At 62.7% G+C, this 19570-nt stretch carries 16 protein-coding genes; 8 read left to right on the forward strand and 8 right to left on the reverse strand.

The annotated features are described in order from the left end of the window. Positions 1 to 76 precede the first annotated feature (76 nt). From Q9R31_RS14670 to dnaA, 8 genes are all read right to left on the reverse strand, one after another. Positions 77 to 814: a DUF3566 domain-containing protein gene (locus tag Q9R31_RS14670; RefSeq protein WP_311263446.1), complete on the reverse strand. Its 738-nt coding sequence runs from the start codon at positions 812 to 814 to the stop codon at positions 77 to 79. After that, a complete protein-coding gene (gene gyrA / locus Q9R31_RS14675) occupies positions 807 to 3485 on the reverse strand; it encodes a DNA gyrase subunit A (protein ID WP_311263447.1) in 2679 nt (892 codons plus the stop codon). Before gyrA ends, Q9R31_RS14670 begins: the two co-directional genes overlap by 8 nt. 54 nt (positions 3486 to 3539) lie before the next feature. Next, positions 3540 to 5624: a DNA topoisomerase (ATP-hydrolyzing) subunit B gene (gene gyrB / locus Q9R31_RS14680; protein WP_311263448.1), complete on the reverse strand. Its 2085-nt coding sequence runs from the start codon at positions 5622 to 5624 to the stop codon at positions 3540 to 3542. 379 nt (positions 5625 to 6003) lie between these two features. Next, positions 6004 to 6558 carry a DciA family protein gene (locus Q9R31_RS14685; RefSeq protein ID WP_311263449.1) on the reverse strand — a complete coding sequence of 185 codons (555 nt, stop codon included), beginning with the start codon at positions 6556 to 6558 and terminating at the stop codon, positions 6004 to 6006. Beyond that, entirely contained in the window at positions 6548 to 7753 is a 1206-nt protein-coding gene (gene recF, locus Q9R31_RS14690; protein WP_311263450.1) for a DNA replication/repair protein RecF, read from the reverse strand. Before recF ends, Q9R31_RS14685 begins: the two co-directional genes overlap by 11 nt. A gap of 45 nt (positions 7754 to 7798) precedes the next feature. Further along, the gene (gene gnd, locus Q9R31_RS14695; RefSeq protein WP_397428254.1) at positions 7799 to 8740 is read right to left on the reverse strand and encodes a phosphogluconate dehydrogenase (NAD(+)-dependent, decarboxylating); all 942 of its coding nucleotides are present in this window, start codon (positions 8738 to 8740) and stop codon (positions 7799 to 7801) included. A gap of 67 nt (positions 8741 to 8807) precedes the next feature. Beyond that, positions 8808 to 9932, reverse strand: coding sequence for a DNA polymerase III subunit beta (gene dnaN / locus Q9R31_RS14700; protein ID WP_311263452.1), 1125 nt, complete (start codon positions 9930 to 9932; stop codon positions 8808 to 8810). A 538-nt stretch (positions 9933 to 10470) separates the two neighbouring features. Next, entirely contained in the window at positions 10471 to 11892 is a 1422-nt protein-coding gene (gene dnaA, locus Q9R31_RS14705; RefSeq protein WP_311263453.1) for a chromosomal replication initiator protein DnaA, read from the reverse strand. Positions 11893 to 12360: 468 nt separating this feature from the next. Here dnaA and rpmH point away from each other — a divergent pair, with 468 nt between their 5' ends. The 8 genes from rpmH to Q9R31_RS14745 all read left to right on the forward strand — a co-directional run bounded on the left by rpmH (position 12361) and on the right by Q9R31_RS14745 (position 18104). Further along, positions 12361 to 12498, forward strand: a complete 138-nt coding sequence (rpmH, locus tag Q9R31_RS14710; protein ID WP_003800212.1) for a 50S ribosomal protein L34 — start codon at positions 12361 to 12363, stop codon at positions 12496 to 12498. A gap of 40 nt (positions 12499 to 12538) precedes the next feature. Beyond that, positions 12539 to 12949 (forward strand): ribonuclease P protein component, encoded by a 411-nt coding sequence (gene rnpA / locus Q9R31_RS14715; RefSeq protein WP_311263454.1) that lies wholly within the window; start codon positions 12539 to 12541, stop codon positions 12947 to 12949. Beyond that, on the forward strand, positions 12942 to 13334 hold the full coding sequence (yidD, locus tag Q9R31_RS14720; RefSeq protein WP_311263455.1) for a membrane protein insertion efficiency factor YidD: 393 nt from the start codon (positions 12942 to 12944) through the stop codon (positions 13332 to 13334). The genes rnpA and yidD overlap by 8 nt, the downstream gene beginning before the upstream one ends. A 15-nt stretch (positions 13335 to 13349) precedes the next feature. Next, positions 13350 to 14321: a membrane protein insertase YidC gene (yidC, locus tag Q9R31_RS14725; protein WP_311263456.1), complete on the forward strand. Its 972-nt coding sequence runs from the start codon at positions 13350 to 13352 to the stop codon at positions 14319 to 14321. Continuing rightward, positions 14321 to 14887, forward strand: a complete 567-nt coding sequence (locus Q9R31_RS14730; protein ID WP_311263457.1) for a R3H domain-containing nucleic acid-binding protein — start codon at positions 14321 to 14323, stop codon at positions 14885 to 14887. Before yidC ends, Q9R31_RS14730 begins: the two co-directional genes overlap by 1 nt. A gap of 20 nt (positions 14888 to 14907) precedes the next feature. Beyond that, positions 14908 to 15558: a 16S rRNA (guanine(527)-N(7))-methyltransferase RsmG gene (gene rsmG, locus Q9R31_RS14735; protein WP_311263458.1), complete on the forward strand. Its 651-nt coding sequence runs from the start codon at positions 14908 to 14910 to the stop codon at positions 15556 to 15558. 89 nt (positions 15559 to 15647) lie between these two features. Next, positions 15648 to 16730 carry a ParA family protein gene (locus Q9R31_RS14740; protein ID WP_311263459.1) on the forward strand — a complete coding sequence of 361 codons (1083 nt, stop codon included), beginning with the start codon at positions 15648 to 15650 and terminating at the stop codon, positions 16728 to 16730. Between the two features lie 66 nt (positions 16731 to 16796). Further along, positions 16797 to 18104 carry a ParB/RepB/Spo0J family partition protein gene (locus Q9R31_RS14745; RefSeq protein ID WP_311263460.1) on the forward strand — a complete coding sequence of 436 codons (1308 nt, stop codon included), beginning with the start codon at positions 16797 to 16799 and terminating at the stop codon, positions 18102 to 18104. Positions 18105 to 19570: the final 1466 nt, after the last annotated feature.

Genomic DNA, 19570 nt, shown 5'->3' on the forward strand with positions numbered 1-19570 from the left:
CATGACTTTACAGCACATCCCGGCCCGATCTCAAATCGGGTCTTTCCGCCGGTTTTGGGCCGGTGGGAATGGCTTCCTAATCGTCGGTGAGGGTAACGCCGATGCCGCCCACCAGGGTGGCGGAAATGTTGTACAGGACCGCGGACAGCATGGACAGCGCCGTCAACAGGACAACGTTGACCACGGCAATGATGGTGGCGAACGAGGCCACCTGTCCCAGTGAGGCCACCTTCTTCAGTTCAAAGCCGCCGCTTTCAGAGCCGGCGAGCGTACCGAGCAGGCTGTCCACCTGGTCGAAGATCCCGGTCAGGTCCAGGACAGTCCAGAGGACAATGGCCGCCACCACGGTAACGATTCCCAGGGCAACGGAGAGCAGGAATGCCATCTTCAGGACGGACCACGGGTCCACCTTGCTGATCAGCAGCCGTGCCCGGCGGACCTTCGCCTTTGGCGCGGGCTTGACCAAGCCGGGTGCCCCCTGGCCCGGGGCGCCCTGGGCAGGACGCTGTCCGGCCGGTGCCGGGCGCTGGCCCTGCTGGCCCTGCTGGCCCTGCTGGCCCTGCTGACCCTGGAAGGGACGCTGGCCCGGCTGGGCGGGACGGTCTCCCTGCTGCGGGCGCTGGCCCGGCTGGGCGGGACGGTCTCCCTGCTGCGGGCGCTGGCCCGGAGCGGCAGGGCGCTGGCCAGGAGCGCCGGCAGGAGCTGCCGGCCGCTGCTGCGGACGAACGGGGGCGTTCACGCGGGGCGCCCCTGAAGGCCGGTTCCCGTCGGGAACAGTACTGTTCGGCTTGGGAAATGAGTCGGAATTACTCACTCGTTACCTCCGTGTTGTCTTCGTTCGGCTCAGCGTCGCCCGAGGCGTCCTCTGACTCAACGGCCGGTGATTCTTCTGCCATTGCTGGCGCGGCGGATTCCCCAGCGGTCCCGCCATCTTCTGCCAACGTTACGTCATCCCCGGGCGATTCCTCGTCCTCAAGACCGCGTTCGCTGTTACGCGCCACCTCAATGATCCGGTCATTCTTGTCCGGCTTGGCGAAGATGACGCCCATGGTGTCACGGCCCTTGGCCGGGACACCGGCAACGGAGGACCTGACAACTTTGCCGCCCTCCATCACCACCAGGACTTCATCCTCCTCCTGAACGATGAGTGCCCCTACCAGGTGCCCGCGTTCTTCCTGGTACTTGCCCACCTTGATGCCCAGGCCGCCGCGGCCCTGGAGGCGGTATTCCTCCACCGCGGTGCGCTTGGCATAGCCGCCCTCGGTCACGACGAACACGAACGAACCGTCAGTGACCACGTCGGCTGCCAGCAGTTCATCATCCTCGCGGAACTTCATGCCGGTAACACCCGATGTGGCACGTCCCATGGGGCGCAGCGCGTCATCGGTGGCGGTGAAGCGGATCGACTGGCCCTTGCGGGACACCAGGAAGAGGTCGTCGGTTTCCGAGACCAGCTGGGCAGAGACCAGCTCGTCGCCGTCGCGCAGGTTGATGGCGATCACGCCTGCGGAACGGTTGGTGTCGTAATCCTCCAGCCTGGTTTTCTTCACCAGGCCCCTCTTGGTGGCCAGCACCAGGTACGGCGCCTGCTGGTAGTCCTTCAGGTCCAGGACCTGGGCAATGTGTTCATCCGGCTGGAATGCCAACAGGTTGGCCACATGCTGGCCCTTGGCGTCCCGGCCTGCTTCCATGAGTTCGTACGCCTTGGCACGGTAGACGCGCCCCAGGTTGGTGAAGAACAGCAGCCAGTGGTGGGTGGTGGTCACGAAGAAGTGTTCCACCACGTCGTCACCACGAAGCTGGGCGCCCTTGATGCCCTTGCCGCCTCGCTGCTGCGACCGGTAGTTGTCGCTGCGGGTCCGCTTGACGTAGCCGCCGCGGGTGATGGTGACCACCATTTCCTCTTCGGGGATCAGGTCCTCCATGGACATGTCGCCGTCGTAGCCCATGAGGATCCTGGTGCGCCGGTCGTCACCGTGCTTGTCCACGATTTCGCCCAGCTCTACGCTGATGATCTCGCGCTGGCGCTGCTCGGAACCCAGGATCGCGTTGTACTCCTCGATCAGGGCCTCGAGTTCGGCATGCCGGTCCTGGATCTTCTGGCGTTCCAGTGCCGCCAGGCGGCGCAGCTGCATGTCCAGGATGGCCCGGGCCTGCAACTCGTCGATGTCCAGCAGTTCCATCAGACCGTCGCGAGCCGCTTCGGTGGTGTTGGAAGCACGGATGAGGGCGATGACCTCGTCGAGCATATCCAGTGCCTTCAGGAGGGCACGGAGAATATGGGCTTCTTCCTCCGCCTTGCGCAAGCGGTACCGGGTGCGGCGCGCGATGACGTCCATCTGGTGCGTCACCCAGTGCCGGATGAAGGCGTCCAGGCTCAGGGTCCGCGGCACACCGTCAACAATGGCCAGCATGTTGGCGGAGAAGTTGCTCTGCAGTTCGGTGTGCTTGTACAGGTTGTTCAGCACCACCTTGGGCACTGCGTCACGCTTCAGCACAATGACCAGGCGCTGGCCGGTGCGTCCGGAGGTCTCGTCCCGGAGGTCGGCGATGCCGGAGATCTTGCCGTCCTTGACCAGTTCGGCGATCTTGATGGCCAGGTTGTCCGGGTTGGCCTGGTACGGAAGCTCCGTGACCACCAGGCACGTGCGGCCCTGCAGTTCCTCAACCGCAACCACTGCCCGCATGGTGACGGAACCGCGGCCGGTCCGGTAGGCGTCTTCGATGCCCTTGTGGCCCAGGATGGTTGCGCCGGTCGGGAAGTCGGGGCCCTTGACCCGCACCAGCAGTTCCTCGAGGAGTTCCTCACGGGTGGCGCCCGGGTTGGCCAAGTACCACTGCACGCCGTCGGCCACTTCCCGGAGGTTATGCGGCGGGATGTTGGTAGCCATGCCCACGGCGATCCCGGACGAGCCGTTCACCAGCAGGTTGGGGAACCTGGCCGGCAGGATTGTGGGTTCCTGGTTCTTGCCGTCGTAGTTGTCCTGGAAGTCGACGGTTTCCTCGTCGATGTCCCGGACCATTTCCATAGCCAGCGGGGCCATCTTGGTTTCGGTGTACCGCGGTGCGGCGGCGCCGTCGTTGCCGGGCGAACCAAAGTTTCCCTGGCCCAACGCCAGCGGGTAACGCATGGTCCAGTCCTGGATGAGGCGCACCAGGGCGTCGTAGATGGCGGTGTCGCCGTGCGGATGGTACTGGCCCATGACCTCGCCCACCACGCGGGCGCACTTGTTGAAGGACCGGTCGGGCCGGTAACCGCCGTCGAACATTGCGTACAGCACCCGGCGGTGCACGGGCTTGAGGCCGTCGCGGACGTCCGGAAGGGCGCGGCCCACGATGACGGCCATGGCGTAGTCCAGGTAGGAACGCTGCATTTCCGTCTGCAGGTCCACCTGTTCCACACGGTCGATCAGCACGTCGCCTTCAAGAACGGTGTCCGGGGTTCCGGCTTCGGGGCCGGGAATCTCGGGGGTTTCGTCGCTCATTCTTTATTTTCCGTTTCAGGTATATGTCTGGTTCTGAATTCTTTGGAGGGGTCCTTAGATGTCCAGGAACCTGACGTCCTTGGCGTTCTGCTGGATGAAGTTGCGGCGTGATTCCACGTCTTCGCCCATGAGGACGGAGAAGATCTGGTCGGCGGCAAGGGCGTCGTCCATGGTCACCTGCAGCAGGGTGCGGTGATCGGGATCCATGGTGGTGTCCCACAGTTCGGTGTAGTCCATCTCGCCCAGGCCCTTGTAGCGCTGGATGCCGTTGTCCTTGGGGATGCGGCGCCCGGCAGCCTGTCCCGCCACCAGCTTGGCGTCGCGTTCGCGATCGCTGTAGACGTAGTCATGCGGCGCGTTGGACCACTTGATCCGGTACAGCGGCGGCTGCGCCAGGTAGACGTAGCCGTTCTCGATCAGGGGGCGCATGTAGCGGAACAGCAGGGTCATCAGCAGGGTGGTGATGTGCTGGCCATCCACGTCGGCATCTGCCATGAGGACAATCTTGTGATACCGCAGCTTGGCGAGGTCGAAGTCCTCGCCAATGCCGGTGCCGAAAGCGGTGATCATGGACTGGACTTCCGCGTTGCCCAGGGCCTTGTCCAGGCGGGCACGCTCCACGTTCAGGATCTTGCCGCGCAGCGGCAGGATGGCCTGGGTCTCCGGGTTGCGGCCGCGTTTGGCGGAACCACCGGCGGAGTCACCCTCCACGATGTAAACCTCGCACTTTTCCGGGTCCTTGGAGGAGCAGTCGGAAAGCTTGCCCGGCATGCCGAAGGATTCCAGCGGGCTCTTGCGCCGGGCGTTGTCCCGGGCCTTCCGCGCTGCCATCCTGGCCTGGGCAGCGGAGATGGCCTTGCGGATGACATCGCGGGCGGGGCCGGGATTGCGCTCCAGCCAGTCGCCCAGGCCGTCGGTGACAACGCGCTGGACGAAACCCTTGACCTCGGAATTGCCGAGCTTGGTCTTGGTCTGGCCTTCGAACTGGGGCTCAGCCAGTTTGACCGAGATGACGGCGGTGAGGCCCTCGCGGATGTCATCACCCGTGAGGTTGTCGTCCTTCTCCTTGATGATGCCCTTTTCCCGGGCGTACCGGTTGATGAGGGATGTCAGGGCGGCGCGGAAACCTTCTTCGTGGGTGCCGCCCTCGTGGGTGTTGATGGTGTTGGCGTAGGTGTGCACGCTCTCGGAGTACGCGCTGGTCCACTGCATGGCCATTTCCAGGGCGATGCGGCGTTCCGTGTCCTCGGTTTCGAAGGCAATGACGTCCTCGTGGACAACCTCCACCTTCTTGCCCGAGTTCAGGTGCTTGACGTAGTCCAGCAGCCCGTCGTTGTACTGGTACACCACGGTGCGGTGCTCCGCGCTGACCTCGCCCTCGGTGCTGAGGTCGTCAAGGTCCAGATCGCCGTCCGTGTCGTCGGCCGCCGTGCGCTCATCCGTCAGGGTGATGCGCAGGCCCTTGTTCAGGAAGGCCATCTGCTGGAAACGGGCGCGCAACGTCTCGAAATCGAACTCGGTGGTTTCGAAGATCGCCGGATCCGGGTAAAAGGTCTGGGTGGTGCCGGTAGTGTCCGTTTCTTCGCCCTGGACCAGGCTGCCCTGGGGCTTGCCGCCGTCGGCGAACGACATCCGCCATACGTGCCCCTGGCGCCGCACTTCGGTGTCCACGCGGCTGGAGAGGGCGTTGACCACGGAGATACCCACACCGTGCAGCCCACCGGAGACGGCGTATCCGCCGCCGCCGAACTTACCGCCGGCGTGCAGGATGGTCATGACCACCTCGACGGTGGGCTTGTGTTCGGTGGGGTGCATGTCCACGGGAATGCCGCGGCCGTCGTCCACAACCTTCACGCCGCCGTCAGCCTGCAGGACCACCTCGATATGGCTGCAGTAGCCGGCCAGCGCCTCATCCACCGAGTTGTCCACCACCTCATAGACCAGGTGGTGCAGGCCACGGGGCCCCGTGGAACCGATGTACATGCCGGGACGCTTGCGGACAGCTTCCAGGCCTTCAAGCACAGTGATATCGCTGGCGCCGTATTCCCGTTGAGTGCTTGGCGCCACCGGGGTATCAGGGGTGGGGCCATCCTCGACTGCTGTATCCGCTGCCAGAATATCTGTATTGTCGTTAGCCACAGGCGCTGCGACTCCTCTGTTCTCGATGATGGCCGGCCGGTTTCTCTTCCCCAGGGAAAAGCCACCGCCAACAGGCACAAACTTATGGCGCCGGTGACTTGCTGACGGTTGGTGCTCCACGCTCCGCACGCGGAAAGCGCGCGGAGAACGGACTGATGTCAACGTTTCATCCGCGCCCAGTTATCTGCACCAATTCTACCGCGAACAGGTCCATATCCCCGCATTCCGGGGCCTTCGCCGCCGGCTGAATATGGCTCTGCGAGGCGCTGCGCCCCGCCTAGGGCGGCCCAGCGGTACGCCCTCCGGGTGCCTATACACGCTTCGGTCCTTACAGCGCCCTACACGCCCCCGGGCGCAGTTTCAAGAGCCGCCACCCCGGCTAGCCGTACGTGTCCCGTGGCCCGCGGCCGTTGACGCTGCGTCCACCCTTGCGCCAACTCGGCGCCGAGGGACCCAGCACCTGGATGCTGGTCACCACGCCGTCGCCCAGTTCGCGGCGGAATTTCTCGAGGAGGCTGCTGCTCAGAAGCCGAAGTTGTGTGGCCCAGGCAGTGGAATCACAGCGCACATGAAGCGTCGTGTCCGTAAAGCTTTCGGGCGTGCAGTGGGCTGAGATTTCCGGTCCCACCAGGGTGGCCCACTCCGCCATGACAGAGCCGACGGCCACTGGTGAAGTCCAGCCGCGCTCAGCCACCAGCCGGCCAACAACCTTTCCCAGGCCCAGGGGGTCGCGGCCGGTGGCGTGGAACTGGCTGAAGCCGCGGGTATCACGGATGCCGCCCTTGGCCTTTTGCGAACCCGCCCGTGCCACCCTCCGCCGGACTTCGCCCCGTGCGGCCGCGGCTTCGCGCATCCGGTTCAGCGCGGCCTGCGGTGCATCGATGTTGTCGGGCTCGCGGCCGGGCTGCGGCCCACCGCCCTGGTCACTGCTCATCGATACCTCCCGGGATGACCTTCACCCGCCGCCCGGACAGTTCTTCCGGAATATCGGCGTCGACGGCGGCGGTCACCAGGACCTGTTCCGCGCCGGAGACTATTGCGGCAAGTTTACGCCGCCGCTGGACATCCAGTTCAGCGAACACGTCGTCCAGGATAAGGATGGGAGCCGAACCGCCGGTCCTGGCATCGTCCAGCATCACATAGTACGAGGCCAGCCGGAGGGACAGGCACATGGACCACGTTTCCCCATGCGAGGCATACCCTTTGGCCGGTGCCTGGCCCAACATCAGCTCCAGTTCGTCACGGTGGGGGCCGACCAAGGATATGCCCCGTTCCAGTTCCTTCTTCCGCGATTCGGCAAAGGCCTGGACATACCGTTCCGTGAGTTGTTCCACCGAGAGGACGCGCAGGTCATCCTGCCCGTCCAAAGTACCTCCGGCTACGGCGCCCTGAACGCCGCCGGCCGGGACGCCGTCGTCGTCCATCTGGTTCTGGAGCGTTGAACGGTAGGTGGCGTCAGCGGGCTTGGTTGCGTCAGTGAGCTGGGCGTAGGCCCGGGCAAGATGCGGACGAAGCCGTTCCACCAGCTCGAGCCGGGCGTGCAAGAGCTCCGCTCCGGCCCGCGCCATGTGCTGGTCCCACACGTCAAGGGTCGATTCGTGGGCGGCGGTGAACTTTCCGGCGCGCGCCGACTTCAGCAGGGCATTGCGCTGTTTCAGGACACGGTCGTAGTCACTGCGGGTAGCTGCATGGTGAGGGATAAGGCTTGCCAGCAGTTCATCCAGGAAGCGGCGCCGGTTGGACGGATCGCCCTTGACCAAGGCCAGGTCCTCCGGCGCGAAAAGGACGGTCTGGCAGATGCCAAGCAGATCACGGGCGCGGACCGGGTTGCTCCGGTTGATCCGGCCACGGTTGGCGCGGCCGGCGTTGATTTCCAATTCCAGGACTGTGACCTGCGTACCGCGGACCAGCCGGGCACGCACCAGGGCCCGCTCCGTGCCGAACCTCAGCAGCGGCGCATCGGAACTCACCCGGTGCGAGCTGAGCGTGGCCAGGTAGCCGATGGCCTCCATCAGGTTGGTCTTGCCGATGCCGTTGTATCCCACCAGCACGGTCACGCCCGGGCCCAGTGCGAGATCAACCTGGGCGTAACTGCGGAAGTCGGTCAGTGAAAGGTGTTCCAGATACACGCGGTTTTCGGCAATTCTGGGAACCCTGTCGGTTCCCGGTGGGTGCTACTTGGCGGGACGGGTTGCGTGCCCGCCGAACTGGTGGCGCAGCGCAGAAACCATCTTCATGGCAGGGGATGTGTCTTCGCGGGATGCGAACCGGGCGAACAGCGCGGCGGTGATGGCCGGAGCCGGGACTGCGTTGGCAATGGCCTCCTCCACCGTCCAGCGGCCCTCGCCCGAGTCCTCCACATAATCGTCGATCGATGACAGTCCCGGGTCCTCATCAAGGGCCTTGACCATGAGGTCCAGCAGCCACGAGCGGACCACCGTCCCCTTTTGCCAGGCCCGGAACGTGCCGGGAAGATCGGTGACGATGTCCTTGGCGGCGAGCAGTTCGTAGCCTTCGGCATACGCCTGCATCAGGCCATATTCGATCCCGTTGTGGACCATCTTGGCGTAGTGGCCTGCACCGACGCCGCCCACGTGGACGAAACTGTCCGCCCGTTCGCCTTCGGGACGAAGCGCGTCAAAGACCGGCAGGGCGCGTTCAATGTCGGCGGCGTCCCCGCCGGCCATCAGCCCATAACCGTTCTGCAGGCCCCAGACTCCGCCCGATACCCCGCAGTCCGCGAAGCGGATCCCCTTGGCGGCCAGCAGCTCGCCGTGTTTCTGGTCTTCGGTGAACCGGGAATTGCCGCCATCGATCACCAGGTCGCCCTGATCCAGTTTTTCGCTGAGTTCGGTGATCACGGCGTCCGTGATGGCCCCCGACGGGACCATGACCCAAATAATCCTGGGCGCCGGAACAGCAGCGATCAGGTCATCGACGCTGGCGGCGTCCGTGACGTCGGGATTCCGGTCATAGCCGGTGACCTCCACACCGCCCTTACGCAGCCGTTCGCGCATGTTGAACCCCATTTTGCCAAGGCCGATCAGTCCAATGTGCATGGTGGAACTTCTTTCTGCGCTGGGTGTCGGTTGTCGTTTTGGGGCCCAGAACGACAACAACTGTCTGGGCCCACGCCGCCAGGGTTCCCTGGCCGAGCTTGCGAGGCGAGGGTGGCGGTGGGGATTAGTTGGGAAGGCGGACCGGCATTACCAGGTAGCGGTAGTCATCCTGGTCCTCGCCGTCAGCCTCTGCCTGGGCCGTGATCATGGCGGGCTTGGGTGCCGTGGTAAAGGAGAAGCGGACGAACTTGGTCTCGATGACGCTAAGGCCCTCGATCAGGTAATGCGGGTTGAAGGCAACCGTGATGTCATCACCCGACAGTTGGGCTTCAAGCTCTTCCGAAGCCTGGGCATCTTCACCGGTGCCTGCATCCAGGTTCAGCAGGCCTGACGTGAAGGCGAGCCGGACCGGGGTGTTGCGTTCAGCCACGAGCGAGACGCGCCGGACAGCTTCCACGAGTTCCTGGGTCTGGACGGTGGCATGGATGGGGGTGGACTCCGGAAACAAGGAACGGATCTTCGGGTAGTCGCCGTCCACGAGCAGTGACGTGGTGGTGCGGCCTCCGCTTTCGAATCCGATCAGCCGGCTGTCGTCGTCGGCCAGGGCCAGGTTGATGTCACCGCTGTTGCCGAGCGTCTTGGCTACTTCGTTCAGGGTTTTGGCCTTGACCAGGGCACTGGTGGAGATACCGGGAGTAACCGGCTTCCACGGTACTTCACGCATGGCGAGACGGTAGCGGTCCGTGGCCAGAAGGGTGATCAGGTCGTCTTCGATCTCCATCCGCACGCCGGTGAGGATGGGGAGGGTGTCGTCCTTGCTGGCGGCGATGATGACCTGGGAAACGGCCTGGGCAAAGGCATCGCCCGGGACTGTTCCGCTGATGGCCGGGAGGGCAGGCAGCGGGGGGTACTCAGCTTCCGGCATGGTGGCCAGGTGGAAGCTGCTTCGGCGGCAGGTAAGCGTGACTTTGTTGCCGTCCGTTTCGACGTCGACCGGCGCGGAGGGCAGGCTGCGGCAGATGTCGGCGAGCAGCCGGCCGGAAACCAGGATGGTTCCTTCGTCCCTGATGTCTGCCGTGATTTCAAGCCTTGCGGAGGTCTCGTAGTCGAAGCTGGAGAGGCTGACGGTTCCTGCTTCAGCCTTCAACAGCAGCCCGGAGAGGACAGGTACCGGAGGCCGCGGAGACAACGACCGGGCTGTCCAGGTGACGGCTTCTGCCAGGACGTCCCGATCGACTCTGAACTTCACGGAAGGGTGCCGCCTTTCATTGCTGCTGCCATGTGAACCCGGGAATTTCGCAGGGAAACTCCGGAAGAAGTTGGGCGCACCCTGGCTGGTGCATGGTCCGTCCAGACCGAAACCACACAAAAACCCAGGGATGGGAGCGCTGCTGACAGCTTAGCCGGAAGATCCTGGATTAACCCATCCCCCGTGGTCCGGCCCCGTCCATTTTGGGCCGGCTGGCCCGCCCGCTGGAACGCCCGGATCGATCTTGTTGTTTGAGGGATTTCAATTTTTTGGGATTCGTAGTGTTAATAACTGCTGTGGAAACTGTGGATAACCCCGTCCTGCCCCACCGTTCCGCGGTTAAGCCCTGTTCACGGACTGTGCGTTAACTGGGTTTTAAACAGGGTGTGGATGGGGACAACGCGAAGGCCGGTTTTTAACGATCCACAGGCGGCTTAAGGGTTTTAAGCCCATTAACCGCGCTTGTCCCCTTAAGTATCCACAGGCTTATCCACATGCCCCTGTTAATAAGGTATAGAGAACCGGGGGCGGTGTGCATTCAGGAGTCGCGCTGTTGCTGCTTGATTCGGTTGGTCAGCTCGGTCACCTGGTTGTAGATCACACGGCGCTCGGCCATCAGTTCACGGATCTTCCGGTCGGCATGGATCACCGTGGTGTGGTCGCGGCCGCCAAGTTCCTGCCCGATCTTGGGAAGCGACATGTCAGTCAGCTCCCGGCAGAGGTACATGGCGATCTGACGGGCGGTGACCAGGGTCCGGGTCCGGGACTTGCTGCACAGTTCTTCCATGCTGAGCTTGAAGTAGTCCGCTGTCTGCTGGAGGATCTGGGCGGATGTGATCTCCTGCGCGCCGTCGTCGGTGATCAGGTCCTTGAGGACCATTTCGGCAAGGGCGACATCCACGGGCTGGCGGTTCAGGCTTGCGAAGGCCGTTACCCGGATCAGTGCGCCTTCAAGCTCGCGGATGTTGCTGGAAATCTTGGAAGCGATGTATTCCAGGGCATCATCCGGCGCCGACAGGCCCTCGCTGAGTGCCTTTTTGCGGAGGATGGCGATACGCGTCTCGAGTTCCGGCGGCTGGATGTCCGTCAGCAGGCCCCACTCGAACCGGGACTTCATGCGGTCCTCGAACCCTGCCAGCAGCTTGGGCGGCTGGTCCGAGGTGATGACCACCTGCTTGTTGTTGTTGTGCAGCGAATTGAACGTGTGGAAGAACTCCTCCAGTGTCCGGTCCTTGCCGGCCAGGAACTGGATGTCATCAATGAGCAGCACGTCCACATTCCGGTACGTGGTCTTGAAGCTGGCGCCCTCATCGTCACGGATGGAGTTGATGAAGTCGTTGGTGAACTCTTCGGAATTGACGTAGCGGACACGGATTCCGCTGTAGAGCCGCCGGGCGTAGTGGCCGATGGCATGCAGGAGGTGGGTCTTGCCCAGTCCGGAGTCACCGTAGATGAAGAGCGGGTTGTACGCCTTGGCCGGAGCTTCGGCGACAGCGACGGCGGCGGCGTGGGCGAAGCGGTTCGAGGAACCGATCACGAAGGTATCGAAGACGTACTTCGGATTCAGCCTGCCGAATTCATGCGAAGTGCTGGGCAGCATGGGCTGCGGCTTCTGCTCGATCAGCTGGTCGGGTGCGTAAGCGGGTTCGACGACGGGCTCGGGCTCCTTATGGATGGGAACCAGATCGGTGTCGACGTCGATGGCGCACCGGATGTCCTCGGAGAAGACGTTGTGGAGGGCATCGTCCAGGGCGTCCTTGACCTGGGTCTGCAGCACTTCCCTGGTGAGTTCGTTGGGTACCGCCACCAGGAGGGTGGAACCGATGAGGCCCTGCGCCTGGGCGAGGATGACAAAGCCCCTCTGGCGCGGTGATACGCGGTGGTCCTGTTCCAGCAGGCTGACAACCCGGCGCCAGGAACTTCCGACAGTATTGGCGTGGTTGGCTTCGTCTACTGTCATCAATCGGTTCCCTCAAAACTTGCTTTGCCTGCATTGCCTGCAGCCCAAGTCCGGAACCAGGGTGCTGGCCCCACTTAATCCACAGGGTTATGCACAGTCCGTGGATAATCGGCTACTGGGACACTCTAGGGGATGAAAAGCCTAGAAGATAGCTGGCTATCCGGCTGTGGATAATTACACGGCTGTGGTTCTCAAACCGCCCCTGTGAGCCACTTCATCCACAGGCTGTTGGGGATACTTAGGCACAGCTGGGGACAGCCGGCGGGGCCCCTTCCGGTTTGACTCTGGGCCGCGGATTGCCCTAACGTTGTGAAGTCCTTTGTGTCCGCTTTTTGGCCCCATCTGAACTCTCCAGACGCAGTGCGTCCGGACAGCCGGGGGAAGCGTGCATATACAAAACTTAGCGTCGGCCAGTTCTTCCCCATACTGATCGGGTGGGCGCACCTTTGATCCACTGGAGTAACTAACGTGAGCAAGCGGACTTTTCAGCCGAATAACCGCCGTCGAGCCAAGAAGCACGGCTTCCGCCTTCGTATGCGTACCCGTGCCGGCCGTGCCATCCTGGCAGCCCGTCGTGGCAAGGGCCGCACCGAACTGTCGGCCTAAATAACTGGCTCGTCGGTAGACATCCCTTTGCGAGTTTAAGGTGCTGGCCGCCCGCAACCGCTTGAGGACCTCAACCGATTTTTCAACAACTGTACGTTCCGGTGTCCGCAATGGGCGCCGGAACGTAGTGTTATATGCGGCAGCCATTGCTGCCGACGAACCCAGCCGGATCGGGTTCATTGTTTCCAAGAGTGTAGGGAACGCTGTGGTCAGGAACCTCGTTAAGAGGAGACTGAGAGAAGCAGCTGCTGCCTCGTTGCGCGAGCACGGTACAGGACTGGCTATCGTGGTGCGGGCGCTTCCGGCGTCCGCGTCCGCCAGCTGGGACCAGCTGCTGTCGGACTACAACGCTGCACTGGAATCTACGCTGAACCGGCTGGCTGGCCGCCCTTTACGGGCTGCCGCGACAGGTTCGGCCGGTACAACACAGGAGGGGACAACGCGTGCCTAACGCCACCGCCGTCGTCGCCCATTCCCGCAACGTGCCTGCCGCCGTCGGGAAGTTCCTCTGGAACCTGCCCCGGAATATCCTCATCCTTCTGCTGATGGCCTACCGCAAAGTGGTTTCTCCCTTGTACGGGCCGGTCTGCCGATTCTTCCCTTCATGCTCGGCTTATGCCCTTGAAGCGGTCACCGTCCATGGCGCCGTCAAGGGGAGCTGGCTCGCGCTCCGGCGCCTTGGCCACTGCCATCCATGGAACGCCGGCGGAGTGGACCACGTCCCCGCCGGCCGCAGGGAATGGCCTGCAGGCCAGACCCCCACAATTGTTGTGCTGAACAATCCGGACAAGTACCTGGTTGCTCGGACTGATGAAGAAGGCCGCAGTGCGGCCTGACGAATAGGGATAAGTATGGACTTCTTTGGAACAATCATGGCCCCGTTCAAGTGGCTGGTTTCCATCATCATGATCGGATTCCACGATGGCTTGAGTGCCATCGGGATGCCTGCCGCGAATGGCTGGACCTGGACTTTGTCCATCATCGGACTCGTGCTGGTGATCCGTGCCGCCCTGATTCCGGTATTCGTCAAGCAGATCAAGGCCCAGCGCGGCATGCAGCTGCTTCAGCCCGACCTGAAGAAACTCCAGGACAAGTACAAGGGCAAGACCGACCAGCTGTCCCGCCAGGCCATGGCCCAGGAACAGATGGCCATGTACAAGAAGCACGGGACCAACCCGTTCTCGGCCTGCCTGCCCATGCTGATCCAGATGCCGTTCTTCTTCGCACTGTTCCAGGTCCTCTCCGGCATCTCCGCCGCCAAGGACCAGGGCGCCGGCATCGGGGCCATGAGCCATGAGCAGGTTGTCGAATTCGACGCGTCAAGCATTTTCGGTGCCCCATTGTCGGCCTCGCTGCTGCACGGCGGAGGTGGCGGCAACCAAGTTGCTGTATGGGTCCTTTCTATCGTGATGATCCTTGCCATGACGGCCTCACAGTTCATCACCCAGAAGCAGATCATGGCCAAGAACATGTCTGAAGAAGCCATGGCCAGCCCCTTTATGCGCCAGCAGAAGATGATGCTCTACATCCTGCCCATCGTCTTCGGTGTGGGCGGAATCAACTTCCCCATCGGTGTCCTTATCTACTGGACCACCACCAACCTTTGGACCATGGGCCAGCAGTTCTTCGTCATCCGACGCATGCCGACGCCGGGATCCCCCGCAGCCAAGGCACTCGCCGAACGCCGTGCCGCCAAGGGCCTGCCGGCCCTGTCCGTCCTCACCGGCAAACGGGATGAAGCAGCCGACGCCGCCGCGGCTGCCGCAGTTGAGATCAAGGGACAGCGCGTCCAGCCCCAGCGCAAGAACAGGAAGAGGAAGTAATGTCAGCCGAGAGCACCGAACAGACCCTTTCTGAAGAGACGATTGACGAGCAGGACGAGTCCGTGGACCAGGACAGTTCTTCCCCCAAGGCTTCTTCCGCGAGCCGCCTGGAGGAAGAAGGCGACGTCGCAGCCGATTACCTCGAGGAACTGCTGGACATCGCCGACATCGACGGCGACATCGACATCGAGGTCCGCAACGGCCGGACATACATTTCCATCGTTGCCGAAGAGGAAGCCGAAGGGCTTGAAGGCCTGGTTGGGGAAGACGGCGAGGTCCTCGAAGCCCTCCAGGAGCTCACCCGGCTGGCGGTCTTGTCCGCCACCGAGAACCGTTCCCGGCTTGTCCTGGACATCAACGGCTACCGGCAGGAACGCACCGGCCATCTGCAGAAGATCGCCGAAGACGCGGCAGCCTCCGTCAAGGAGACCGGCAAGTCCGTTGCGCTGGAACCGATGAGTGCCTACGAACGCAAGATCGTGCACGACGCTGTGGCCGATCTGGGCCTGGTCAGCGAGTCCGAGGGTGAAGGCGCCGGACGCCATATTGTTGTTTCCGCAGACTAGAGAATGCTGGCCCGATAACCATGGTTGACATCACGGCAGCAGAGCTTCGCGCTGCTGAGAAGATCTTCGGCGACCGCCTGGAACTGGCAAAGCGCTACGTGGAGCACCTTGCCACTTCCGGTACGGAGAGGGGCTTGATTGGGCCGCGGGAGGTTCCCAGACTGTGGAGCCGGCACGTGCTCAATTGTGCTGTCATCGAAAGCGAGATCGCCCACGGAAGCCACGTTGCCGACGTCGGAAGCGGCGCCGGGCTGCCGGGCCTCTGCCTTGCCATTGCCCGTCCGGACCTTGAGCTGACGCTCATAGAACCGCTGGAACGCCGCGTGATCTGGCTCCAGGAAGTGGTCGATGACCTCGGCCTGGACAATGTCACTGTGATGCGCACACGCGCCGAGCTCGCGGTGGGGCACGTGGAGGCTGATGTCGTGACGGCCCGTGCAGTATCCGCACTTACCAACCTTGCCGGACTCACCATCCCGCTTCTTGGTGGGCACGGTGAAGTGGTGGCCATCAAGGGCCGCAGCGCCGGCGAGGAGATCGAGAAGGCGGCTAAGACCATACGCAAACTGGGTGGTGTCAAGACCTCCGTGCTGACCGTCGGCGACAACCTCCTGGAGGAGCCCACCACCGTGGTCCGCATCGTGGTGAACAAGTCCCAAAAGAAGTCCTAATGCGGACCTGCTGACGGCTGTCAGCAGGTTGGAGCAGTTAGGCTAGACAACGGCAGCAAAATTGGCTGAACGAGAGTGAGTGTGCCCCAGTGACCAGTAGTGAAGCCTCCGCACAACGGATCCCGCCGTTTGTGTCCTTGGGGTCGGCACGTTCTGTCGCTGGATCGGGGCCCGCGGGCATCGCCATGGCGCCCGGAAGGGGTGGCAATCACCCCAAATCGGTTGGGGTTGCCGCTGCTGGTGCCGCAGTTTCACGTGAAACAACCTCTGGCGGTCGTTCGAACGTCATTGACGCCATTGATGATTCCAGCCCCATTGCACGCGAACTGGCCCACGAAACCAAGCGCCGTGAGCGTTTGATGGGACGCCAGCTCCGGCGGCCCGAAAAGACCCGCATCTTCACCGTTTCCAATCAAAAGGGCGGGGTGGGCAAGACGACCACCACGGTGAACATTGCGGCGGCCCTGGCGGCGGCCGGACTGAACGTCCTGGTCATCGATATCGACCCGCAGGGCAATGCCTCCACCGCGCTGGGGATTGAACACCATGCCGATGTGGACAGCATCTACGACGTACTGATCAATGACGTCCCGCTGGCCGATGTTGTTGCCCCGTGCCCGGACATTGGAAAACTGATTTGTGCCCCGGCCACCATCCACCTTGCGGGTGCCGAGATTGAACTGGTATCGCTCGTTGCCCGTGAACAGCGGTTGCGGCGCGCTATCGATGTCTACGCGAAGACCCGCGAGAAGAACGGCGAAGAGCGCCTGGACTACGTGTTCATTGACTGCCCGCCCAGCCTGGGTCTGCTGACGGTCAATGCCTTTTGTGCTGCCAGCGAGGTGCTGATCCCCATCCAGTGCGAGTACTACGCGTTGGAAGGGCTGAGCCAGCTGCTCAAGAACATCGAGATGATCCAGAAGCACCTCAATGCGGACCTCGTTGTTTCAACCATCCTTCTGACGATGTATGACGGCCGCACCAACCTCGCGGCGCAGGTCGCCGCGGAGGTGCGGCAGCACTTCCCCGAGCAGGTGCTCTCGGCCGTCGTTCCGCGGTCGGTGCGGATTTCCGAGGCTCCCAGCTACCAGCAGACGGTCATGACATACGATCCGTCTTCGAGTGGTGCATTGTCCTACCTGGAAGCCGCTGCCGAAATAGCGGAACGCTAAAATCTTCAATACCGCAACGCACGGAGCCAGGCTGGTCCGCGGCTCTACCACTGGAGGGATTTACCCATGAGCGAGAAGCGACGGGGCCTAGGCCGCGGTCTTGGCGCGCTGATTCCGAGTTCCGCCGCAACCAATGGGTCCGGCAATGGTAGTGCGGTATCCCGGCCTGTGGATCTGTTCTTTCCTGAAGGCCGGAAAAAGACCGAACCAGTGGAACACCCTGCGGCGGATGCCGAAGCCAGGACACAAGAAGCCACTGTGCCTGACCCACTCCCATCTGCAGCTCGGGCAACTGCTGCCAAGTCGGCTTCCGATAACGGCAGCGATGACAGAAAGTCGGCTCCTGCCGGTGACGCTGCGGCTCCGGCTCGGGCGAAGAAGGCTCCTGCCAGGAAGACTCCGGCGGCCAGTCCCAAGGCGGCGCCCGAACCCTCACCTGCTGCGGAAGCTACGACCGCTGCCGCGGTTACGGAGAGCCCGGCTGCAGACAGCGTGGCTCCGGTTGCTGCTGCCAGTGCCGATATCCGGGCGGATTCCGGTGTTGAGTTGGTGGAAGTTCCCGGGGCACGCTTTGCGGAAATCCCCGTTTCCGACATCCATCCGAACCGCAAGCAGCCGCGCAATGTCTTCGATGAAGACGACATGGCTGAGCTGGTGCATTCCGTGCGCGAGATTGGCGTCCTCCAGCCCATTGTGGTGCGTTCTTCAACCGAAAAAGATAGCGAGCCGTATGAGCTTGTTATGGGTGAACGTCGGTGGCGCGCTGTGCAGGCAGCGGGTCTGGACACCATCCCCGCCATTATCCGGGATACAACCGACGACGACCTCCTCCGGGATGCACTGCTGGAGAACCTCCACCGCAGCCAGCTGAACCCACTGGAAGAGGCCGCTGCGTACCAGCAGCTCCTCGAGGACTTCGGTACCACCCACGAGCAGCTGGCGGACCGCATCGGGCGCTCCCGTCCCCAGGTCTCGAACACTCTTCGCCTGTTGAAGCTCCCGCCGCTGGTACAGCGGCGTGTTGCTGCTGGTGTGCTGTCCGCCGGCCATGCGCGGGCACTTCTCTCCCTTCCTGATGCTGCCGCCATGGAGCGCCTGGCGCAGAGGATTGTTGCCGAGGGAATGTCTGTCCGCGCCACGGAAGAGGCAGTTACCCTTTACCAGGATCCTGCAAAGCCTGCCAAGAACAACATTCCGCGCCCCGGAGCACGGCATGAGCGTCTGGACTACCTCGCGTCGTCGCTCTCTGACCGCCTTGATACCAACGTTAAGATCTCGCTTGGGGTCAGGAAGGGCAAAGTCAGTATCGAGTTTGCCAGTGTCGAGGATCTGAACAGAATCATGGATGTCCTGGCCCCTGGTTCCACCAACTGATTCAGCAGCGAAAGGCCCGATTCATCGCGAATCGGGTCTTTTTCTCTATCTGCGGCTTGCGATTTTTCTGCTCTTGCACGAAATGTGCATCCAATATTCGTAATACCCTGACTCGGCACCTCCAGTTTTCACACCCCGAGTCCCCCCTCTTCCCCGATTTCCTTCTTAGCGGGTGTCATTTGCAGTCCCGGCCGTACCTACTATGCCCCGCGGCATTGGACCTGCGGCCGGAAGGCATGTAGTGGCCTTCAGTTTCGCCAGCTGCGGCGGAACGCCGTGGCGGGGGCAAAGCAACAGCGGATCAGCATAGCGCACCCCTATGTTCCTCAGGAGGACCGTAGCGGCCGGGCCGCAGCAGGGGGTCAGGGTGTTGATCCATGCATTGCTGGCAGCTCGTTGCGGGTGACCAATGCTGCCCTGTTCACGCGGTGGTTAGGTTTCACGTGAAACGTGAACACGATGTCCTGCTGGGCGGTTGGACCGGGTTGCGGATTAGTCGCCCGTCTTCGGCCTGCTGTTCTGGAGCACATGCACTCAGGGCAGGAGGGAGGTCCGTCGGGATTCCAGACGAGTCATACGGCGACCGGGAACGCTAAAGGCATTATCGGGGCTCCACGACTTGGCCGCCATGCACCTCTCAGCTTCAAACAAGTCTTCATCGTGTTGGGCCGGTGTCATTTCGGCAGCAAGACCTGATTTTCCCGGTCGGCCGCTGGGACACGACCAAGCACGTTGGCACCTGCACAGGCCCCTTCGGTCCTAGGTGCGAAATCATGAGCTGTTTTCAGGCGCGCAAGTCCGACACTCGTGTTGCCCGCGCCGGCGAGGCCTTGCCTGCCTTCACCGTATTCGATTGGTTCATTAGTGCTCGACGATTAGGCCAGACTCCGGCTCTTTTAGCCGATGTCCTTGGCGCTACCGCGGGCCGCCCGACGGCAGTGCGCTCATGCTGGCGCATGCCGGAGCGATGCCATCTTGTCGCGTCTGCGACGCTATGGTGGCCTGTCTTCTGAATGCATCCGCGCCGCTTCTTCCTTCTGAAGCGCCGCGCGTCTCCCCAGGCTTCGTAGGGGCTCGGCGTTGTTTCACGTGAAACCGCTGGCCGAGTCGTACAGGGAACATCGTTTTCAGCGAGGAAGGCCTTGAGCTGACCCGGTGGCTGTTGCTGGTCCCCTGTACCTGAAGGTCTTGCTGTGGCGGGGTGCAAGTCCCCCACCATATCTAGCCGCGGGCTGAGGCAGCAGTGCGTTTTGTTTCACGTGAAACAGTTCTACTCGGGGTCCTGTGCCAGACATCCTGTGTTGTCGGAGGGACCAAGACAGCACGCTCCTCCAGTTGTTTCACCGCCGATGTTTGCTTCGGCCGACGACTCTAGGCCTCGCGTCTGATCGCTTGCCGACCAGATTCTCATACGCGCAGTACGTTGACCCCTCCTCCCCCGATTGCGTTTTTGCCGTGACGGTCTC

This window comes from Pseudarthrobacter sp. BRE9 (genome assembly GCF_031844305.1).
Taxonomy (GTDB): domain Bacteria; phylum Actinomycetota; class Actinomycetes; order Actinomycetales; family Micrococcaceae; genus Arthrobacter.

What these genes read in the sequence shown, in the direction of transcription:
- gyrA (WP_311263447.1), bottom strand. Translation starts at nt 3,485, where the DNA reads ATGAGCGACGAAACCCCCGAGATTCCCGGCCCCGAAGCCGGAACCCCG.
- Q9R31_RS14685 (WP_311263449.1), bottom strand. Translation starts at nt 6,558, where the DNA reads ATGAGCAGTGACCAGGGCGGTGGGCCGCAGCCCGGCCGCGAGCCCGAC.
- dnaA (WP_311263453.1), bottom strand. Translation starts at nt 11,892, where the DNA reads ATGACAGTAGACGAAGCCAACCACGCCAATACTGTCGGAAGTTCCTGG.
- yidC (WP_311263456.1), top strand. Translation starts at nt 13,350, where the DNA reads ATGGACTTCTTTGGAACAATCATGGCCCCGTTCAAGTGGCTGGTTTCC.
- Q9R31_RS14730 (WP_311263457.1), top strand. Translation starts at nt 14,321, where the DNA reads ATGTCAGCCGAGAGCACCGAACAGACCCTTTCTGAAGAGACGATTGAC.
- rsmG (WP_311263458.1), top strand. Translation starts at nt 14,908, where the DNA reads ATGGTTGACATCACGGCAGCAGAGCTTCGCGCTGCTGAGAAGATCTTC.
- Q9R31_RS14745 (WP_311263460.1), top strand. Translation starts at nt 16,797, where the DNA reads ATGAGCGAGAAGCGACGGGGCCTAGGCCGCGGTCTTGGCGCGCTGATT.